Source organism: Streptomyces sp. NPDC043853 (genome assembly GCF_056436025.1).
Genome location: NZ_JBWKDJ010000001.1, coordinates 931,674 through 951,972, shown reverse-complemented (window position 1 = coordinate 951,972; position 20,299 = coordinate 931,674). Strand labels below are relative to the sequence as shown.

General features: G+C 72.8%; 15 protein-coding genes. 6 read left to right on the top strand and 9 right to left on the bottom strand.

Going from position 1 to position 20,299, the window contains the following annotated elements; translation table 11 throughout:
- Nucleotides 1–35 precede the first annotated feature (35 nt).
- Nucleotides 36–1,010 (top strand): glycosyltransferase family 2 protein, encoded by a 975-nt coding sequence (locus AC067U_RS04010; protein WP_478828283.1) that lies wholly within the window; start codon nt 36–38, stop codon nt 1,008–1,010.
- A complete protein-coding gene (locus tag AC067U_RS04005) occupies nt 1,010–2,746 on the top strand; it encodes a polysialyltransferase family glycosyltransferase (protein WP_478828006.1) in 1,737 nt (578 codons plus the stop codon). Before AC067U_RS04010 ends, AC067U_RS04005 begins: the two co-directional genes overlap by 1 nt.
- 112 nt (nt 2,747–2,858) lie before the next feature.
- On the opposite strand, the gene AC067U_RS04000 is transcribed toward AC067U_RS04005, so the two are convergent.
- Together AC067U_RS04000 and AC067U_RS03995 are read right to left on the bottom strand one after the other, a co-directional pair.
- Nucleotides 2,859–4,988 carry a 3-hydroxyacyl-CoA dehydrogenase NAD-binding domain-containing protein gene (locus tag AC067U_RS04000; RefSeq protein ID WP_478828005.1) on the bottom strand — a complete coding sequence of 710 codons (2,130 nt, stop codon included), beginning with the start codon at nt 4,986–4,988 and terminating at the stop codon, nt 2,859–2,861.
- Nucleotides 4,985–6,211 carry a thiolase family protein gene (locus AC067U_RS03995; protein WP_478828004.1) on the bottom strand — a complete coding sequence of 409 codons (1,227 nt, stop codon included), beginning with the start codon at nt 6,209–6,211 and terminating at the stop codon, nt 4,985–4,987. Before AC067U_RS03995 ends, AC067U_RS04000 begins: the two co-directional genes overlap by 4 nt.
- A 326-nt stretch (nt 6,212–6,537) precedes the next feature.
- Between AC067U_RS03995 and AC067U_RS03990 the strand changes: the two genes are divergently transcribed.
- Nucleotides 6,538–7,749, top strand: coding sequence for an alpha/beta fold hydrolase (locus tag AC067U_RS03990; protein ID WP_478828003.1), 1,212 nt, complete (start codon nt 6,538–6,540; stop codon nt 7,747–7,749).
- A 29-nt stretch (nt 7,750–7,778) separates the two neighbouring features.
- On the opposite strand, the gene AC067U_RS03985 is transcribed toward AC067U_RS03990, so the two are convergent.
- From AC067U_RS03985 to AC067U_RS03975, 3 genes are all read right to left on the bottom strand, one after another.
- Entirely contained in the window at nt 7,779–9,062 is a 1,284-nt protein-coding gene (locus tag AC067U_RS03985; RefSeq protein ID WP_478828002.1) for an HRDC domain-containing protein, read from the bottom strand.
- Between the two features lie 138 nt (nt 9,063–9,200).
- Nucleotides 9,201–9,863, bottom strand: coding sequence for a LuxR C-terminal-related transcriptional regulator (locus AC067U_RS03980; protein WP_478828001.1), 663 nt, complete (start codon nt 9,861–9,863; stop codon nt 9,201–9,203).
- A 728-nt stretch (nt 9,864–10,591) separates the two neighbouring features.
- Entirely contained in the window at nt 10,592–11,242 is a 651-nt protein-coding gene (locus AC067U_RS03975) for a DUF3000 domain-containing protein (protein ID WP_478828000.1), read from the bottom strand.
- Between the two features lie 91 nt (nt 11,243–11,333).
- On the opposite strand from AC067U_RS03975, the gene hemE reads away from it, so the two are divergent.
- On the top strand, nt 11,334–12,398 hold the full coding sequence (gene hemE, locus AC067U_RS03970; RefSeq protein WP_478827999.1) for a uroporphyrinogen decarboxylase: 1,065 nt from the start codon (nt 11,334–11,336) through the stop codon (nt 12,396–12,398).
- A gap of 85 nt (nt 12,399–12,483) precedes the next feature.
- Here hemE and AC067U_RS03965 read toward each other — a convergent pair whose 3' ends face one another.
- On the bottom strand, nt 12,484–13,866 hold the full coding sequence (locus AC067U_RS03965) for an FAD-dependent oxidoreductase (protein WP_478827998.1): 1,383 nt from the start codon (nt 13,864–13,866) through the stop codon (nt 12,484–12,486).
- A gap of 73 nt (nt 13,867–13,939) precedes the next feature.
- Nucleotides 13,940–15,118, bottom strand: a complete 1,179-nt coding sequence (locus AC067U_RS03960) for a DUF4349 domain-containing protein (RefSeq protein WP_478827997.1) — start codon at nt 15,116–15,118, stop codon at nt 13,940–13,942.
- A gap of 170 nt (nt 15,119–15,288) precedes the next feature.
- On the opposite strand from AC067U_RS03960, the gene hemG reads away from it, so the two are divergent.
- Nucleotides 15,289–16,860 (top strand): protoporphyrinogen oxidase, encoded by a 1,572-nt coding sequence (hemG, locus tag AC067U_RS03955; protein ID WP_478827996.1) that lies wholly within the window; start codon nt 15,289–15,291, stop codon nt 16,858–16,860.
- Between the two features lie 4 nt (nt 16,861–16,864).
- Nucleotides 16,865–17,578 carry a hydrogen peroxide-dependent heme synthase gene (gene hemQ, locus AC067U_RS03950; RefSeq protein ID WP_478827995.1) on the top strand — a complete coding sequence of 238 codons (714 nt, stop codon included), beginning with the start codon at nt 16,865–16,867 and terminating at the stop codon, nt 17,576–17,578.
- A gap of 112 nt (nt 17,579–17,690) precedes the next feature.
- On the opposite strand, the gene AC067U_RS03945 is transcribed toward hemQ, so the two are convergent.
- On the bottom strand, nt 17,691–19,430 hold the full coding sequence (locus AC067U_RS03945; RefSeq protein WP_478827994.1) for an alpha/beta hydrolase: 1,740 nt from the start codon (nt 19,428–19,430) through the stop codon (nt 17,691–17,693).
- 85 nt (nt 19,431–19,515) lie between these two features.
- The gene (locus tag AC067U_RS03940; RefSeq protein ID WP_478827993.1) at nt 19,516–20,295 is read right to left on the bottom strand and encodes a TIGR04222 domain-containing membrane protein; all 780 of its coding nucleotides are present in this window, start codon (nt 20,293–20,295) and stop codon (nt 19,516–19,518) included.
- Nucleotides 20,296–20,299: the final 4 nt, after the last annotated feature.

Here is a 20,299-nt window from a genome sequence, read left to right as displayed (position 1 = left end):
TAGCGTCTGTGAATGGAAGTAGGTGAGTGTTACTGATGGTTACGTTGTCGGTGATTGTTCCTATGTGCAATGTCCGCGACTACTGTCGGACGACACTTAAGTCTCTGGCGCTGAATGCAAGAGAGGATTTCGAGTTCATCATCGTGGACGACTGCTCCACGGATGGAACCCGGGAAATCATTCAGCAGATGGCGCCGTCCATTCCTGGTGCGATCTTCGTTCCGAACCCCCACAACATGGGTATCTCGGCCACCCGGAACAGGGGACTTTCGGTCGCGCGCGGACGCTACGTCACCTTCCTCGACGGAGACGACTGGTACGGCCCCGGGTATCTCGCCCAACTCGTCGGCTGGATGAGCCAGTCGGGGGTCGACTTCCTGCGCACCGGACACGTCAAGGTGTTCGGCAGGAAGCGCGAGATAGCCAAGTGCCCCGTGTCCCCGCGGGCGATGCAGCTCGACCCCGCCGACTACATCCTGCCGGTCGACGCTTCTTCCATCGTGGACTATCCGCTGGTGTGGGCGGGAATCTACGACCGGGAGCGCCTGTTGGCGTTCGACGGCCTCTTCTTCGACGAGACCCTGCGCACCGCCGAGGACCGTCATTGGATGTGGCGACTTCACCTTCGCGCCCGGTCCTTCGGTGTGGTCGATCTGCACGGGATCTTCTACCGGCGTGACGTCGCCGGTTCGCTCACCAAGATTCCCGACGAACGCCAGCTCGATTTCATCGTCTGCTATCAGAAGGTGTTCCAGGAGATAGCCAACCATCCGCGCGGATACGAACTCGCCTTCAAGGCGATGCGTACCCTCTGTGCGATGACCTGCATCCACCTGGACCGGGCGGACACGTACGACGACTACACGCGCTCGCTGCTCATGGAGCGCAGCGCCCGTGCCCTCATGGAGGTCCCGCGGGACATCCTCGAAGGGACGCTCGCAGGAATGGACGCCCGCCGCGTGAAGATGCTGAGGAACCTGATGGAGACGGCTGTGGGTGTGGCCGCGTAATGACCCAGATTTTCGCCGCTTCCACCCTCTACGGCGCGATGACGGTGGCCGCCGCCATCGACGCCGGGCAGTTCGGACCGCCGGGGCGCGAGCGGATCCTGCTCGTCTGCAACAACGTGGACATCCCGGAGGTCTCCACCCCGCTCCACCACATGCAGGGAGCCCGGTCCGTGGTGTCCCGGTTCAGCCGGGTCGTGTACTGGAACGAGCTCATCGCCCCGTACCACCCCTCGATGTGGGGGCCGCGGGGCGAGGACCTGGTCCTCTGGCGGTCCATCATGGCCCAGAAGATCGGGATCCCGGCCGGACCGCTCGAACTCATCGTGGAGTCCATCCAGGTCAAGCCGGCCCAGACGCTGGTCCAGATCTTCTCGGACGCCGTCATCACCGTCTACGCCGACGGCGTGATGACCTACGGCCCCACCCGCAACGACCTGCACAGGGACATCCACGCGCGGATCTCCCGGGTCCTCTACCTGGACCTCATCCCGCGCCTGGTCCCCATGCTCCTGACGGAGCACCGCATCCCCTCGCAGCCGGTGGACACCCGGGCCGTCGTCGGCCTGATGTCGGAACTCACCCGGGAGTGCCGCCCCCTGCTGGACTCGGCCATCCCGCCGCACATGCTGCAGCGCGGCCAGGACACCGCCGTCCTCCTCGGCCAGTACCTCTCCGCCCTCAACATCCTCACCGAGGAAGAGGAGGAGCAGCTCCACCTGCGCATGTTCGAGGCCGCGGTCGGCATGGGCTTCCGGTCCGTCATCTTCAAGCCGCACCCGAGCGCTCCGTCCAACCTCGCCGACACCCTCGCCCTCGCCGCCCACCAGGCCGGGGTCGACTTCCTGGTGCTGGACATCCCGGTACTCGCCGAGACGATCTTCGAGTACCTGAAGCCGCGGTTCGTCATCGGCTGTTTCTCGACCGGCCTGTTCACCGCGCGGTCGCTGTTCGGGATCGGGGTCGGCCAGATCGGCTCGCTCGAGGTCATCCGCCGGATGCGGCCGTACGAGAACAGCAACCGCATCCCCGTCACCATCACCCACGCCCTGCTGCCCGACCTCGAATCGCCGGCGGGGGCCATGCAGGACCGCATCGGGGACGCGGCCTACGTCACGGGCGAGCTCTCCTCGTACGTCTCCACCGTGGGCTTCTGCATGCAGCCCAAGCGGTACGCGTTCCTCCGGCCGATCGCCGAGCAGTACATCGCCGCCTGCGTACCGGTCTGGAACGACCGCCCCGAACTCGGCATGCACTTCAACGACAAGACCCGGGACAAGCTGGAGCTCCCCGGGCCGCCGACGAAGAAGACCAAGGCCGGCCGGCGGATGCGGTCCGTCCCCTCCCAGGGAATGCAGTTCGACGTCCCGGTCAACGAGGTCTCGCTGGAGGCGTTCAGCTCCCTCCTGGAGGACGGCGACGACGCGGGCGCGCTGGAGGTCGGCACCAAGCTGCTGGCCGAGCGCGAGCACTTCGACGTCCTCATCGGCATGGCCCAGCTGCGCATCCGCAGCAACGAGCAGGACCTCGCCGAGGAGTACCTGCGCAAGGCCGTCCGCCAGGCGACGGGCAGCGACCGCGCCCTGACCTGGCTGCGCATCGGCGAGACCGCCGCCCGCATGGGCAAGCGCGGTGCCGATCTGCGGCAGCTGGCCGGCAAGGAGGCGCTGCGCATCAACCCGAACTCGCCGGCCGCCGAGCGGCTGGTCAAGGGCGGCAAGCGGTTCCTCCGCCGCTGACCCGGGCGCCGGGGCCGCGCGCCGCCGAGCCCCCGCACCGCCGGGCCACCACGTACGAAGCCCCCTTCCGCACCTGCTGCGGAAGGGGGCTTCGCCGTGTGCGCGGGGCGCGTTACGCCGGGACGCTCGCGACGCCGGGGGCGAGGAACTTCTTGCCGTTCACCCGCTCCGAGACGCCCTCACGGTCCAGGTACGGGGTGATGCCGCCCAGGTGGAAGGGCCAGCCCGCACCGGTGATGAGGCAGAGGTCGATGTCCTGGGCCTCGGCCACGACACCCTCCTCCAGCATCAGGCCGATCTCCTGCGCGACGGCGTCCAGGACGCGGACCCGGACCTGCTCCTCCGTCAGGACGCTGTCGCCCTGCACCAGGAGGGCGGCGACCTCGGGGTCCAGCTCCGGCTTGCCGGAATCGTAGACGTAGAAGCCGCGCTTGCCGGCCTCGACGACCGCCTTCAGGTTGGGGGAGACCGTGAAGCGCTCCGGGAAGGCGCGGTTCAGGGTCTCGGAGACGTGCAGACCGATGGCCGGGCCGACCAGCTCCAGCAGCACCAGCGGGGACATCGGCAGGCCGAGCGGCTCGATCGCCTTCTCGGCGGTGACCACCGGGGTGCCCTCGTCGATGACGTTCTGGATCTCGCCCATGAAGCGGGTCAGGATGCGGTTCACGACGAACGCCGGGGCGTCCTTGGTGAGGACCGCGGTCTTCTTCAGCTTCTTGGCGACACCGAAGGCCGTGGCCAGCGAGGCGTCGTCGGTCTGCTCACCGCGGACGATCTCCAGCAGCGGGAGGATCGCGACCGGGTTGAAGAAGTGGAAGCCGACCACGCGCTCGGGGTGCTGGAGCTTGGAGGCCATCTCCGACACCGACAGCGAGGAGGTGTTGGTGGCGAGGATCGCGTGCGCCGGGGCGACCGCCTCGACCTCGGCGAACACCTTCTGCTTGACGGACATCTCCTCGAACACGGCCTCGATGATGAAGTCCGCGTCCGCGAAGCCCTCGGCCTTGTCGAGCACACCGGTCACCAGGGCGGTCAGGCGGTTGGCCTTGTCCTGGTTGATGCGGCCCTTGCCGAGCAGCTTCTGGATCTCGGCGTGGACGTAGCCCACGCCCTTGTCCACGCGCTCCTGGTCGATGTCGGTGAGGACCACCGGCACCTCCAGGCGGCGCAGGAAGAGCAGCGCCAGCTGAGAGGCCATCAGGCCCGCGCCGACCACGCCGACCTTGGTGACCGGACGGGCCAGGGACTTGTCCGGGGCGCCGGCCGGGCGCTTGCCGCGCTTCTGCACCAGGTTGAAGGCGTAGATGCCCGAGCGCAGCTCGCCGCCCATGATGAGGTCGGCCAGGGCCGCGTCCTCGGCGTCGAAACCGGCCTGCAGGTCCCCGTCCTTGGCGGCGGCGATGATGTCCAGCGCGCGGTAGGCGGCCGGAGCGGCGCCGTGCACCTTGGAGTCCGCGATGAAGCGGCCCTTGGCGACGGCCGCGTCCCAGGCCTCGCCGCGGTCGATCTCCGCGCGGACGACCTCGGTCTCGCCGGTCAGGACCCGAGCGGTCCACAGCAGGGACTGCTCGAGGAAGTCCGCGCCCTCGAAGATCGCGTCGGCGATGCCGAGCTCGAAGACCTGCTTGCCCTTCAGCTGGCGGTTCTGGTTCAGCGAGTTCTCGATGATCACAGAGACCGCGCGCTCGGCGCCGATCAGGTTCGGCAGGATGGCGCAGCCGCCCCAGCCGGGGACCAGGCCGAGGAAGACCTCGGGCAGCGAGAAGGCCGGAATGGCCTTGGAGACGGTGCGGTAGGTGCAGTGCAGACCGACCTCGACACCGCCGCCCATCGCCGCGCCGTTGTAGTAGGCGAAGGTGGGGACGCCCAGCGCGGACAGCCGCTTGAAGACGTCGTGGCCGCCCTTGCCGATGGCCAGGGCCTCGTCGTGCTTCTTCAGCAGCTCGACGCCCTTGAGGTCGGCGCCGACCGCGAAGATGAACGGCTTGCCGGTGATGCCCACGCCGACGATGGAGCCGGCGATGGCCTCCTGCTCGACCTGGTCGATCGCCGCGTTCAGGTTGGCGAGGGACTGCGGGCCGAAGGTGGTCGGCTTGGTGTGGTCGAAGCCGTTGTCCAGCGTGATGAGCGCGAAGCGCCCGGCGCCGAACGGCAGGTCGAGGTGGCGGACGTGCGCGCTGGTGACGACCTCGTCCGGGAACAGCTCGGCCGCGCCCTTCAGGAGCTCTGCGGTGGTGCTCACTTGGAGTCTCCCTCGGTGTCGAAGTGCGGGTTCTCCCAGATGACCGTGGCGCCCATGCCGAAGCCGACGCACATGGTGACCAGGCCGTAGCGGACGTGCGGCTGCTCCTCGAACTGGCGGGCCAGCTGGGTCATCAGACGGACGCCGGAGGAGGCCAGCGGGTGGCCGAACGCGATGGCGCCGCCGTACTGGTTGACGCGGGCGTCGTCGTCGGCGATGCCGTAGTGCTCCAGGAACGCGAGGACCTGGACGGCGAACGCCTCGTTGATCTCGAAGAGGCCGATGTCCTCGATGGACAGACCCGCCTGGGCGAGGGCCTTCTCGGTGGCCGGGATCGGGCCGTAGCCCATCACCTCCGGCTCGACGCCGGCGAAGGCGTACGAGACCAGGCGCATCTTGACCGGCAGGCCGTTCTCGCGGGCGAAGTCCTCGGAGGCGATCAGCGCGGCGGTGGCACCGTCGTTGAGGCCCGCGGCGTTGCCGGCGGTGACGCGGCCGTGGACGCGGAACGGCGTCTTCAGACCGGTCAGGTTCTCCAGGGTGGTGCCCGGACGCATCGGCTCGTCGGCGGTGACCAGGCCCCAGCCGGTCTCGCCGGCCTCGGCGTTGGTGCGGCGGACCGAGATCGGCACCAGGTCGGGCTGGATCTTGTTGTCCGCGTACGCCTTGGCGGCCTTCTCCTGCGAGCGCACGGCGTACTCGTCGGCGCGCTGCTTGGTGATGGTCGGGTAGCGGTCGTGCAGGTTCTCCGCGGTCATGCCCATGAACAGGGCGGACTCGTCGACCAGCTTCTCGGAGACGAAGCGCGGGTTCGGGTCCACGCCCTCGCCCATCGGGTGGCGGCCCATGTGCTCGACACCGCCGGCGACGGCGACGTCGTACGCGCCGAAGGCGACGGAACCGGCCACCGCGGTGACGGCGGTCAGGGCGCCGGCGCACATGCGGTCTATGGAGTAGCCCGGAACGGACTGCGGCAGACCCGCGAGGATGCCGGCCGTGCGGCCCAGCGTCAGACCCTGGTCACCGATCTGCGTGGTGGCGGCGATCGCGACCTCGTCGATCTTCTTGGGGTCGAGGTCCGGGTTGCGGCGCAGCAGCTCCCGGATCGCCTTCACGACGAGGTCGTCGGCGCGGGTCTCGTGGTAGATGCCCTTCGGGCCCGCCTTGCCGAACGGGGTGCGGACGCCGTCGACGAAGACGACGTCCCTGACGGTACGAGGCACGTTGGCTCTCCTCCAGGTGCGGGATGGCACTGCTGCGCGGCGAGCGCCTCAGTCTCCTGAGCGCTTGCTCACCCGCCATGCTACTTGCGGGTAACTGATGTGCACACCCCCCGCCCCCCAAGCGGCGAAGGTCACACTCCGGGCCGGCCGCCCGGGCGTCCGCGCGCCCCCTCCGCGCGCCCGTCCGATCGGAGCGCCGCGGCTACCCGATCGGGTCGGCCGCCAGGTCGCCACGGTCACGTCGATGGCGTCGGCGGGGCGTCCGTGCGAACCCTGGGCACGCCCGGCGACCGCCCGGGCATCACCGAACGAACGGAGCGAGCCCGATGGCGTCGACGGTCCTCACGGAGGCGGCACAGATCATCTCCACCGATCACTACGTGGATCACACATCGACCATCCCGGCGAACGCGGGGGACCCGGTCAAGCTCTTCGTCCGCTGGCGGCGCAAGGACACGCCCGCCGGCGGCACGCGCAGACCCGTCCTCATGCTGCACGGCAGGAGTGTCGCGGGCCTGGCCGCCTTCGACCTGCAGCACAAGAAGTACAGCTGGGCCGAGCAGCTCGCCAAGGCCGGCTACGACGTCTTCGTCATGGAGCTCCAGGGCTCCGGCCTGTCCACGCGGCCGAAGATGGGCGACCACAGAAACGTCCAGCCCACCCCGGCCCAGCGGGGCCTGCTCGTCCCCTACCCGAACGCGGAGCCGTACCTGGGCCCGGTGGAATACCACTCGCAGCTGAACAACACCAAGAGTGACCTGGACGAGGTCGACACGATCGTCGAGTTCATCAAGCAGCAGACCGGAGTCCAGAAGGTCGACCTCATCGGATATTCCGCCGGCGCCCAGCTGCTCGGGCCCTACGCGATCAAGAATCACACCAAGGTGGCCAGCCTCTTCCTCATGGCGCCGCTCTTCCCGCCGAACGGCAGGCAGAGCAAGCCGGGGACCGACTTCGACCCGGCAGTGGACCTGCCCGTGTCCCAGCCCGCCGCGTCCTTCGGCTTCCCGATGAGCGTCGGCACCAAGACCGGGCTGGACGCTGCGTGGACCAGGGAACTCAAGTCCCCGAAGCAGCGCGAAGACGGCATGGTCGAGGTGGCATGGGAGGCGATCATGAAGGCCGACCCGATCGGTGCCGGCTGGGGCCCCAAGGTGGACGGCGCTCCGGAAGGGCTGAACCGCATCCGGAACTCGTACTGGTGGGGCTGGAACCGCACCACCGTGCCGCTGCACGGGAGGCTCGGCAAAGAGGTGCCCGTGTGCATCGTCTACGGGGAGCACGACTCGGTCGTCAACACCTCGCCGGACCTGGGCCTGCTGTACTTCTCGGTGCCCGAGCTCTACAAGTGCGTCCCCGGTCCCGACAAGCTCATGTTCCGCATCGCTGCCGCAGGGCACCAGGCGCCCTGGGAGCACGTGCACAAGACGCTCCACACCATGTCCGAGCACTGGCTCAAGGACGGCAAGGTCGAGGGCGTAAAGCGCGGCAGCTACTACCGGGACGAGGACGGGGTCCTCACCTCGCTGGAGGACTGAGGACCCCGTCGGACGGGTGAGCCGCGGACTCAGGCCGTGGCGGCGAGGGCGGTCACCAGCGCGTCGGTGACCTGCTCGACCTGCCACGGCCGGGCGCCGTGGTCGGCCAGGGCCTGCGCCACCGTCCCGGCCGAGACCTGCATCGGCGGCTCCCAGCACAGCCGGCGGACCGTGTCGGGGGCGATCAGGTTCTCCTGGGGCAGGTTCAGCTGCTCGGCCAGGGCCGAGACCGCGGTCCTGGCCGCCGACAGGCGGGCCGCGGCGGCCGGGTCCTTGTCCGCCCAGGAGCGCGGCGGGGGCGGGCCCGAGGGGGTCGCCCCCGGCTGCGGCAGCTCGGCCTCGGGCAGCGCCCGGGCCCGGTCGACCGCGGCCATCCACTGCTCCAGCGCGCGCCGGTTCATCCGCTGGCCGTAGCCGGGCAGGGCGGACAGCGCGTGCGCGTTCGCCGGGACCGCCAGGGCCGCCTCGATGATCGCGGCGTCGCCGAGCACCTTGCCCGGGGACACGTCACGCCGCTGCGCGATCCGGTCCCGGGTCTCCCACATCTCCCGTACGACGGCCATCTGGCGGCGGCGCCGTACCTTGTGCATGCCGGACGTACGCCGCCACGGGTCCTTGCGGGGCGGGGCGGGCGGGGCCGAGGCGATCGCGTCGAACTCCTGCCGGGCCCACTCCAGCTTGCCCTGCCGGTCCAGCTCCTTCTCCAGCGCGTCCCGCAGGTCGACCAGGAGCTCCACGTCCAGCGCGGCGTACCGCAGCCACGGCTCGGGCAGCGGGCGGGTCGACCAGTCGACGGCCGAGTGCCCCTTCTCCAGCGCGTAGCCGAGCACGCTCTCGACCATCGCCCCCAGGCCCACCCGGGGGAAGCCGGCCAGGCGGCCCGCCAGTTCGGTGTCGAACAGCGAGGTCGGCCGCATGCCTATTTCGCGCAGGCACGGCAGGTCCTGGGTGGCGGCGTGCAGGATCCATTCGGTGCCGGACAGGGCCTCGCCGAGCGCGGACAGGTCCGGACAGCCGACGGGGTCGATCAGCGCGGAGCCGGCCCCTTCACGGCGGAGCTGGACCAGGTAGGCGCGCTGGCCGTACCGGTATCCGGAGGCGCGCTCGGCGTCCACGGCCACGGGCCCGGTGCCGGCGGCGAAGGCCGCGACCACCCGGGCGAGGGCCTCCTCGTCGGCGACCACCGGCGGAATCCCGTCACGTGGTTCGAGCAGCGGGATCGGCAGCCCATCGGACGGAACAACGACGTCGTCCGGGGGGCCGCCCCCGGTGGTGGTGCGCAGGTCTGCTGCGGTCTCATGGGCGTCGGTCACCGGTCAAGGGTATCCGTGTATGCGGCGCGCCCGTCGCCGGAACGTTCCGTCGACGGGCGCGGGCCGTAGGGACACCGGCTTCCCCGAGTTCCCCGGGCGTTCGTCCGGGGGCGGCTATCCGGGGGCCGCGGGTCGGGCTCAGTGGATGATCCCGGTCCGGAGGGCGACCGCGACCATGCCGGCGCGGTCACCGGTGCCCAGCTTGCGGGCGATCCGGGCGAGGTGGGACTTGACGGTCAGGGCGGACAGGCCCATCGAGACGCCGATGGCCTTGTTGGACTGGCCCTCGGCGACGAGGCGCAGGACCTCGACCTCGCGGCCGGACAGCTCGCGGTAGCCGCCCGGGTGGCTCGGGGCACCCGGGGGGCGGCGGTGCATGCGGGCCGCGGCCGAACCGATGGGCGCGGCACCGGGCCGGGTGGGGAGCCCGATGTTGGTCCGCGTTCCGGTCACGACGTAGCCCTTCACACCGCCCGCGAGGGCGTTGCGGACCGCGCCGATGTCATCGGCGGCGGACAGGGCCAGGCCGTTGGGCCAGCCCGCGGCGCGGGTCTCGGAGAGCAGGGTGAGACCGGAACCGTCGGGCAGGTGGACGTCGGCCACGCAGATGTCGCGCGGGCTGCCGATGCGGGGACGGGCCTCCGCGATGGACGACGCCTCGATCACGTCACGGACTCCGAGGGCCCACAGATGGCGGGTCACGGTGGAACGGACGCGCGGGTCGGCCACGACGACCATGGCCGTCGGCTTGTTCGGGCGGTAGGCGACCAGGCTTGCGGGCTGCTCGAGAAGAACGGACACCAGGCCTCCTGGGGGAGTGGCGGGACGGCGCCGGCTCGGGGAAGAAGCCGGTGCGCTCCGTGCGGATGGTCACTGACTCCTTCGGCACGTCACCCGGCCGGCTTTAGGAAATGATCACGATTTGGTGAGTAACAATTCGGGCAATTCGGACGGGCGATCGATCAGGCGGTGATCAGAACCCATGCCGCCGGTGCCGCGATCCGCTCCGCGCCGGCCCGAGCGGTCGTCCTGAGGCGTGGTCGTGCGTTCCGCAGGGCGTCCGGCGCGTGGGCATGCGCGCCCGCCTCCGCCGAGGTGTGAGCGGCCTCCGCCGAGGCGTGGGCAGGCGTTCCGCTGGGCTGCGCCCTCCCGCACCGGTGGGGCGGCCCCCGCCGAGGTGTGGGCGGGCAGCTCCGCTGAGGTGTGGGCAGGCGTTCCGTCTTCGCCGCAGCCGGGCCCGGCACTGCCAGGAGCGCAGCTCCGCCCGGACGGGGTCCGGACCGCTGCCGGACCGGGGCCGGGGGTGGCTGCGCGAGCCCTCGCGGGACCGGGGTGCCGTGTGCCCACCCGTGCCGCCCTGCGGCACGCCTGCCCACACGGCCGGCGGAATCCGGCCGCCCTGCCCCCACGGCCGTGGCAACGGCCGGCACCCCCACGCGGCGGGAGTCGGCGCGCCCGCCCACACGGTCGGCACCCCACGCGGCAGCGTGGCGCGGGCTCCGCCGCGACTGCTCGTACGGCGGCGGCGATTACGGATGGTGGGGGCCGCGGCGCTGGGGGAGGGAGACCACGCCGGGGTCGGCCGGCGGAAGGGGTTCCAGGCCGGCGACCTGACACAGCAGCTCGCACCACGCCGAAAGGTGCGAGGCCGTGTCCGGCACCCCGCCCACGCCCTCCCGCGGCGTCCACGAAGCCCGGATCTCGATCTGCGTCGCCGGCCGCTTCGCGGACAGCCCGCCGAAGGAGTGCGAGCTCGCCATGGTCACCGTGCCGCTCGCCTCCCCGTAGCCCAGGCCGCGGGCCTCCAGCGCGCCGGTCAGCCAGGACCAGCACACCTCGGGGAGCAGCGGGTCGGCCGCCATCTCCGGCTCCAGTTCCGCCCGTACGAGCGTGACCAGCCGGAACGTGCCGTGCCAGGCCTCGTGCCCGGCCGGATCGTGGAGCAGGATCAGCCGCCCGTCGGCCAGGTCCTCCTCCCCCTCGACGACCGCGGCCTCCAGTGCGTACGCGTAAGGGGCGAGTCGCTGCGGCGGCCTGGTCGCCTCGATCTCGATCCCCGGCCGCAGCCGTGCCTTCTGCAAGCCGCCGACCGCCCGTCTGAACGGGAGTGGGACGGAGGTCTCCTTCGCGCTGTCCATACCGTCAGCGCCATCTGAAAATCGTCCCTGAGCCGCAGCCATGCGGGGAAGACTAGGCGGAACGAGGCCCCGTTCAGCGCAGGGACACCCGACCCGGAGGGGCCAGTTCGTCATACGTGCGAAGATTTGGGTCGTGAGTGCCAACGACCGCCCCACGGGCCAGCCGCGACAGACGTACGATTCCGCCTTCCTCAAGGCGTGCCGGCGTGAGCCGGTACCGCACACCCCGGTGTGGTTCATGCGGCAGGCCGGGCGCTCCCTCCCCGAGTACCGGAAGGTGCGCGAGGGGACCGCGATGCTGGAGTCCTGCATGCGGCCCGACCTGGTCACCGAGATCACCCTGCAGCCGGTGCGGCGGCACAAGGTCGACGCGGCGATCTTCTTCAGCGACATCGTGGTGCCGCTGAAGGCGATCGGGATCGACTTGGACATCAAGCCGGGCATCGGCCCGGTCGTGGCCCAGCCGATCCGTCGCCGGGAGGACCTCGCACAGCTGCGCGACCTGACCCCGGACGACGTCCCGTACATCACCGAGGCGATCGGCATGCTCACGGGTGAACTCGGCAGCACGCCGTTGATCGGCTTCGCCGGCGCTCCCTTCACCCTCGCGAGCTACCTCGTGGAGGGCGGTCCGTCGCGCAACCACGAGCACACCAAGGCGCTGATGTACGGCGACCCGGAGCTGTGGGCGGACCTGCTGGACCGGCTGGCGGAGATCACCTCGGCCTTCCTCAAGGTCCAGATCGAGGCCGGCGTCTCCGCCGTCCAGCTCTTCGACTCCTGGGTCGGCGCGCTGGCCCCGGCCGACTACCGCCGCTCGGTGATGCCGGCCTCGACGAAGGTCTTCGACTCGGTCGCCTCCTACGGCATCCCGCGCATCCACTTCGGCGTGGGCACCGGTGAGCTGCTCGGCCTGATGGGCGAGGCCGGCGCCGACGTGGTCGGCGTCGACTGGCGGATCCCGCTGGACGAGGCGGCGCGCCGGGTCGGCCCCGGCAAGGCCCTCCAGGGCAACCTGGACCCGGCCGTCCTCTTCTCCACGCCCGAGGCGCTCCGGGCCAAGACCGACGAGGTGCTGGCCGCGGCGTCGGGCCTCGAAGGCCACGTGTTCAACCTGGGCCACGGCGTCCTGCCGACCACCGACCCGGAGGCGCTCACCCGCCTGGTGGACTACGTCCACACGCAGACGGCCCGCTGACCGCCGCCCGCGGTCCGCACGGTCCGTACGGACCGCACCGTCCTCATGTCCGCCGCGCGGGGGAAGCCCCGCGCGGCGGACCGTTTCACATCCCGGCCCCGCGCACCGCGGCGACCGCCTTGCGGGCGGCCACCAGGACCGGGTCCCAGACCGGGGAGAAGGGCGGGGCGTAGCCCAGGTCGAGCGAGACGACCTGCTCCACCGTCATGCCCGCGGTCAGGGCCACGGCCGCGATGTCCACGCGCTTGGCGGCGCCGGTCCGGCCCACGATCTGGGTGCCCAGCAGGCGGCCGGTGCGCCGTTCCGCCAGCATCTTCACCGTCATCTCCTCCGCGCCCGGGTAGTACCCGGCCGTGTTCGTCGAGCGGACGGTGGCGGTGACGAAGCGGAGGCCGGCCTCCGCGGCGTCCTTCTCGCGCAGCCCGGTCCGGGCGATCTCCAGCGAGCAGACCTTGCTGACCGCCGTACCGACCACGCCCGGGAAGGTCGCATAGCCGCCGCCCACCCCGGACCCGATCACCTGGCCGTGCTTGTTGGCGTGGGTGCCCAGCGGGATGTGCCGGGTCCGGCCCGACACCAGGTCCAGCACCTCCACGCAGTCCCCGCCCGCCCAGACGTTCCGGTGGCCGCGGACCCGCATGGACAGGTCGGTCAGGATGCCGCCGGAGTCGCCGAGCGGCAGGCCCGCCTCCCTGGCCAGGCCGGTGCGCGGTTCCACGCCGATGCCGAGGACCACCACGTCCGCCTCGTACGCGTCGCCGTCGGCGGTGACCACCGCCGTCGCCCGCCCCTCGGCGTCCGTCCGGATCCCGCTGGCCTCGGCCCCGGCGACGGTACGGATTCCCATCCCGTTCATCGCCTTGTGCACGAGGGCCCCCATGTCCGGGTCGAGCGTGGACATGGGCTGCTCGCCCCGGTGCAGCACGGTGACCTCGTAGTCCCGGTTCACCAGCGCCTCCGCCATCTCCACCCCGATGTACCCGGCGCCCACCACCACGGCCCGGCGGCCCGGAGTCCGCTCCAGCGCCTCCACGATCCGCTGCCCGTCCTCCAGGGTCTGGACGCCGTACACCCCCGCCGCGCCGATGCCGGGCAGCCGGGGCCGGACCGGGCGGGCTCCGGTGGCCAGGACGAGCCGGTCCCAGCCGGTCCAGGACTCGGTGCCGGAGTCGAGGTCGCGGGCGCGCACCCGCTGCCCCGCCAGGTCCAGCTCCAGCACCTCGGTCCGCATCCGCAGGTCGATCCCGCGGGCCCGGTGCTCCTCGGGCGTACGGGCGACCAGGTCGTCCCGGTCGGCCACCAGCCCGCCGATCCAGTACGGGATCCCGCACGCGGAGTACGAGGTGAAGCGGGACCGCTCGAAGGCCACGATCTCCAGCTCGTCCGGGCCCTTGAGGCGGCGGGCCTGGGACGCGGCGGACATGCCCGCCGCGTCCCCGCCGACCACGACCAGTCGTTCCGCCGCCATGCCCCTACCGCCCTCCGCCGTGACTCCTCGACTTCGCGGAACACGCTATGCGGGAAAGGGCGTTCGGATCACGTCATTCCGTGTCGGCGGGCGGAGTGGCGGACTGGGTGGCGGGCTGGGTGGCGGCTGGAGCGGCGGGCGCGGCGGGGGACCCCTCCGCGGCCGGCCTCGGGTGCGGTACGGGCCCCCGGGCGGAGGCCGGCGCGGTCGGCGCGGTTGGCGCGGACGCGGGCTTCGCGGCCCGGCGCGCCGGGCGGAATCGGCGGTACACCCGCCAGAGGGCCAGCAGCACCCCGCCCGCCAGGGCGAACGGCAGCAGGGCGCCCACGGCGAGGGTGATCCACTTCAGCACGGCGAGGAAGACCTCCCAGCCGCCCCGGAGCGCGTCCGTGAACGCCGGCCCGTCCTCGTCCTCGCCGTCTCCGCCGTCCTTGCCGTCCGCCGCGGTCACCTCCAGCGTGATGGTGCCCAGCGAGGTCTGGTCCTTCAGCGAGTTCTGCTGGGCGAGCAGCGCCTCCAACTCGGTCTGGCGCTTGTTCAGTTCGCCTTCCAGGGTCACGAGATCGCCGATCGCGGTGGCCTTCTCCATCATCTCCCGCACCCGGGCCACGCTCGCCTGCTGGGATTTGACCCGGCTCTCGACGTCGACCACCCGCTCGGTCACGTCCTGCGCCTCCACCCTGCGGTGCAGCAGCTTCCCGCTGCCCTCCAGCGCGGCGAGGACCGAGTCGAAGCGGTCCACGGGCACCCGCAGGGTGACCGTCGAGGTCATCGTTCCACCGCCGTCCCCTTCCCGCTCCGGGTCCCCGTCCCCGTCCCCGGACCGCCGGGTGCTCTCGTTGCCGACGTAGCCGCCCGCGCCCTGCGCCGCGGATCGGGCCGCCGCGAGGGTCTTCTGCGGGTCCTTCGCCTCGATGCCCAGTGCGGCGGTGCGGATGATGTGTTGCCGCACCTGCGCGGCGCTGCCCGGGGCGCCCGGGGTGCCCGGGGCGTTCTGCGGTGCCGCGGCCCCGCTTCCCGCCTTCGCGTCCGACCCGGCCGCGGGAGCCGCGGCGGCCTCCTGTGGCGCGGCGAAGCCCCGGTCGGCCTTGGCGTCCGCGCTCTTGTCCTCGGCCCCGCAGCCGGTGAGGGCCAGGGCTCCGACGGCGGTGAGGGCCACCAGCGCCGCCGCGGAGCGGTGGGGGTGCCTACGGACTCTGCCGGACGGGCCGGACGGGCCGGACGGGTCGGACGGACGGATCGTCGCTGACATGCTGGTTGCCCCCCGGGCTCGGACGGAATCTCGCCGGTTCGACGTGCCGGGGGCCCCGCCGGGTTTCGTCCCCCCGGTCCCGGACCGGTTCCGAACCGGTCACGGTCCGGCCTCGGCCGCCGCGCCGCCCTTCCCCTCGCCCCCGTTGATCGGTCTGCGACGATGTGTCCATGCACGAAGCGGACACGCGTACGGACCGGGCGCGTACGGAACACCCGGCGGCCCCCGCCCATGTCGTCGTGGTCGGCGGCGGGATCGCCGGCCTCGCCGCCGCCCACCGGCTGCTCGCCGCCGGTGCCCGGGTGACCCTCTTCGAGGCCTCCCCGCGCCTCGGCGGCAAACTGCGCACCGCCGAACTCGCCGGAGCCCCCGTCGACCTCGGTGCGGAGTCGCTCCTCGCCCGCCGCCCCGAGGCCCTGGACCTCGCCCGGGCCGTCGGCCTCGGCGACGCCCTGCAGCCGCCCGCCACCGCCACGGCCAGGCTGTGGACCCGAGGCGTGCTCCGCCCGATGCCGGGCGGCCACCTCATGGGCGTCCCCGGTGACCTCGGCCCGCTCGCCGCCTCGGGCGTGCTCTCCGCCGAGGGCCTGGCCCGCGCCCGGGCCGAGCGCACCGGCCCGGACGTCACGGCCGGCCCGGACGGGCAACCGCCCGCCGATGTCGCCGTCGGCGAGTACGTCGCCGCCCGCCTCGGCCGCGAGGTCGTCGACCGGCTGGTCGAGCCGCTGCTCGGCGGCGTCTACGCCGGGGACGCGTACCGGATCTCCATGCGCGCCGCCGTCCCCGCCCTCTACGAGGCGCTGCGCGCCGACCGCTCCCTCACCGAGAGCGTCCGCGCCGTCCAGCAGGCCGCCGCCGAGCGGACCCACGCCGTCGGCGCTGCCGCGGCCGGCCCGGTCTTCGCCGGCATCGAGGGCGGCATCGGCCGCCTCCCGCTCGCCGTCGCCGAGGCCTGCCGGGCCGCCGGCGCCCGCCTCCAAACCGCCACCCCCGTGCGCGCGCTGACCCGGACACCGCACGGCTGGCGGGTCACCACCGCCGACGGGCAGAGCACCGAGGCCGACGCCGTGGTCCTCGCGGTCCCGGCCGGGCCGGCCGCCCGGCTGCTCGCCCCGCACGCCCCCGCGGCCGCCGCCGAGCTCGACACGGTCGAGTACGCCTCCATGGCCCTGGTCACCCTGGCCGTGCGGCGCTCCGAGCTGCCCGCGCCCATCGCCGCAGGAGGGTCCAGCGGCTTCCTGGTGCCGCCCGTGGACGGCCGTACCGTCAAGGCGTCCACCTTCTCCGGCAACAAGTGGGCCTGGAACGCCGCCGACCCCGAACTCTTCCCGCTGCGCGCCTCGGTGGGCCGCCACGGCGACGAGAAGGACCTGGACCGCGAGGACCCCGAGCTCGTCGACGCCGCCCTCGCCGACCTCGGCGACGCCGTCGGCCTGACCGCCCGGCCGGTGGCCGCCACCGTCACCCGCTGGGACGGCGGGCTGCCCCAGTACCCGGTCGGCCACCTGGACCGGGTCGCCCGGATCCGGGCCGCCGTCGCCGCGGTGCCCGGGCTCGCGGTCTGCGGCGCCCTCTACGACGGCGTCGGCATCCCCGCCTGCATCGCGAGCGCGCGGGCCGCGGTCGCCGCCCTGGCCGCCGTCACGGACCCCGCGGCCGACGGCCCGGACGGCGGGCCGGAGCCCGCCGCCGGCGGACTGGGCACCCCCGGCACGGAGCACCGATCCGGGCAGGGACAATAGGCACATGACTGCACCAGAGAAGATCCCCAACGCGGGGAAGAAGGCCAAGGACCTCAACGAGGTCATTCGCTACACCCTGTGGTCCGTCTTCAAGCTGAAGGACGTGCTCCCGGAGGACCGCGCCGGCTACGCCGACGAGGTGCAGGAGCTCTTCGACCAGCTCGCCGCGAAGGACATCACCGTCCGCGGTACCTACGACGTGTCCGGCCTGCGCGCCGACGCGGACGTCATGATCTGGTGGCACGCCGAGACCTCGGACGAGCTGCAGACCGCCTACAACCTGTTCCGCCGCACCAAGCTCGGCCGCGCGCTGGAGCCGGTCTGGTCGAACATGGCGCTGCACCGCCCCGCCGAGTTCAACAAGTCCCACATTCCGGCCTTCCTGGCCGACGAGGTCGCCCGCGACTACGTCAGCGTCTACCCGTTCGTGCGCTCGTACGACTGGTACCTGCTGCCCGACGAGGACCGGCGCCGGATGCTCGCCGACCACGGCAAGATGGCCCGCGGCTACCCCGACGTCCGCGCCAACACCGTCGCCTCCTTCTCCCTGGGCGACTACGAGTGGCTGCTCGCCTTCGAGGCCGACGAGCTGTACCGCATCGTCGACCTGATGCGTCACCTGCGCGCCTCCGAGGCCCGTATGCACGTCCGTGAAGAGGTCCCCTTCTTCACCGGGCGCCGCAAGTCCGTCGCCGACCTGGTGGCCGGGCTCGCCTGATACCTCCCCACGGGGGGAAGGACCGGAGGGGCGCGCCGTCACGTGCCCGCTCCGGTGGATCGGGTGGCGCCCTGCCCCCGAAACGACGCAGCCGGAGCCCCCGCCCGGAAGTTCAGACCGCCGGTGGCGGCAGCGACCGCCTGGTCGCGGCCGCCCGGCCGTCCAGCGACACCGGTGCGGGCTCCGGATGCGGCGCACAGCCGGTCCGCGGACCGGCCGTCCGACCGGTCAGCAGGTACCGCTCCACATGCCGGTCCACACAGGCGTTGCGGCCGCCCGCCACTCCGTGGGCGCCGGCTCCCTCCTCCGTGACCAGCGCCGCGGACGGTCCCAGCCGCCGCTGCAGCTCCAGCGCCCCCTCGTAGGGGGTGGCCGCGTCCCGCTCGGCGGCCACGATCAGGACCGGGGGCAGCCCGGCCGGGTCCGCGCCCACGTCCACCGGCCGCTGCCGGTCCGTCACCGGCCAGTACGCGCAGGGCAGGTTGAGCCAGGCGTTCTGCCAGGTCTCGAAGGGCGCCCGGCGCGCCAGTTCCGTGTGGTCGCGGTCCCAGACCCCGAAGTCGTCCGGCCAGGAAGCGTCGTTGCAGAGCACGGCCGTGTAGACCGCCGTGGCGTTCTCGTCCGCCGCGGCCGTGGCCGGGTCGGGCGCGGCCAGCGCGGCCAGCGGCCCGGGGTCGCCCGCCAGGAAGGCGGCCAGCGCGGCCGCCCGCTGCGGCCACACCTCGTCGTAGTACGCCGCCTTCAGGAAGGCGGCCTGCAGTTCCCCGGTGCCCACCAGCCCGCCGGCCGGCCGGCGGGCCACGGCCTCCCGCACCCGCTCGTAACTGGCCCGTACCGCGGCCGGGGTGGCGCCCAGCCCGTAGGTGGCGTGGTGCCTGGCGGCCCAGGCCCGGAAGTCGTACCAGCGCCGTTCGAAGGCCGCCGACTGGTCCAGGTTGTTCCGGTACCAGACGCGCCGCGGGTCGGGGTTGACCGCCGAGTCGAAGACCAGGCGGCGGACGTGGCCCGGGTAGAGGGTGGCGTACACCGCGCCGAAGTAGGTGCCGTACGAGGCGCCGAGGAAGTTCAGCCGCCGTTCGCCCAGCGCTGCCCGCAGCACGTGCAGGTCGCGGACGTTGTTCAGGGTGGTGTAGTGCGCCAGGGCCGCCCCCGCCCGTTCCGCGCAGCCCCGTGCGTAGGCCCGGGCCCGTGCGATCCGTTCCTGCTTGTACGCCGCCGAGGGCGCGGCCGGGACCTGGTGCGGGGCGCGCGCGTGTTCGGCGGGGGAGCGGCAGGACAGCGGGGCGGAGCCCCCGACGCCGCGCGGGGCGTAGCCGACGAGGTCGTAGGCGGCCGAGACGCGCCGCCACTCGGGGAGGCCGGCGACCGCGGGGAAGAACGTGCCGGAGGCGCCGGGGCCGCCGGGGTTGAAGACGAGGGCGCCCTGGCGGGGGACGGCCGTCGCGTCGGGGTCGCCGCTGTCGGTCGTCTTCGCGTCGGGGTCGGCGCCGGTGGCCGGCAGCCTGCTGACGGTGAGGAAGATCTGCGGGCCGTCCGGGCGGGTGTAGTCGAGCGGCACCCGGAGCCGGGCGCAGCGGACGGCGGCGGGCAGCTGCTCGGCCGTCGGGCAGGCGGTGAAGTCGAGCCGCCGGGCGGCCGCCCGGCGGGCGGCGAGCTCGGCGCCGGCCGCGGCGGCCGGGTCCTGTCCGGCACGGGCGGCGGGGGTGGTGGAGGGGGTGGGAGCGGCGGAGGCGGTGCGGGCGGTGCGGGCCGGGTGCGGGGTGGCGACGGCGGCGCGGGCCGGGGCAGGGATGCACAGGGCGAGCGAGAGCACGGCCGCGGCGGCTCCGTAACGGGCGGGCGGAGTCCGCATGGAGGCGGCCCCTTTCATGTCATCGGACGATCCGATCACATGGCCGGGCGGCTGGGATGTAAAGGCAACCGTGCGGGTGTCGCCGTCAATGACCCCGTTGCCGCGGAATGAGCGCCCGGTCGTAGCAGGACAGGGCGGCCCGCAGGCCGGGGTCGGGGACCGCGCACACCCCGTGCACGGCCACGGCGGTCAGATAGCCGAGGACCTCCATGTCGAGCCCGGTGAGCAGCTGCTGCCCGGCGGGGGAGGCCCAGGCGGAGTTCTGCCGGCCGTCGAACGCGGCCATGGCCAGACAGGCGAGGGCCGGCAGGAGCGGCAGGGCGAACCAGCACAGGATCTGCCCGGTGGACGTGCCGCCGCCGGGCGCGGACAGGGCGGCCCCGCACATCACCAGCACCAGCAGGGTGGCGCCCCGAACCGCCCGGACGCCGTCGCCGACCCCGGTGCGGACCTCCTCGGGGAGCGCCAGCCCGGCCTCGCCGAGGCGTTCGGCGATCCGTCCGACGGCCTCGGACCCGGCCGCGGCCGCGCGTACCTCCACGACCGGGGACTGGCCGTCCGGGCCGAACGCGGCGAGTACGGACCGCTCCAGGGCGTCCCGGCCGACCGGGTCGACCACCGTCGCCCAGCCCGTGTGGGCGAGCAGCAGACGGCGGTCGCGCTCCATGGCGACGAGCGTCAGCTCGGCGACCCGTTCCGGGCCGCCGGCCAGGTACGCGGTCTCGTGGAGGGTCAGCTCCTCGTGGTGGTGGACGGTGACCGGGCCGGCGGACGGCTCGGCGGCTTCGGTGGCTGCTCGGACGAGGCGGGTGCACGCGACGAGCACCACGGCCCAGGACACCAGCAGGAACAGGACCCAGAACATGGGA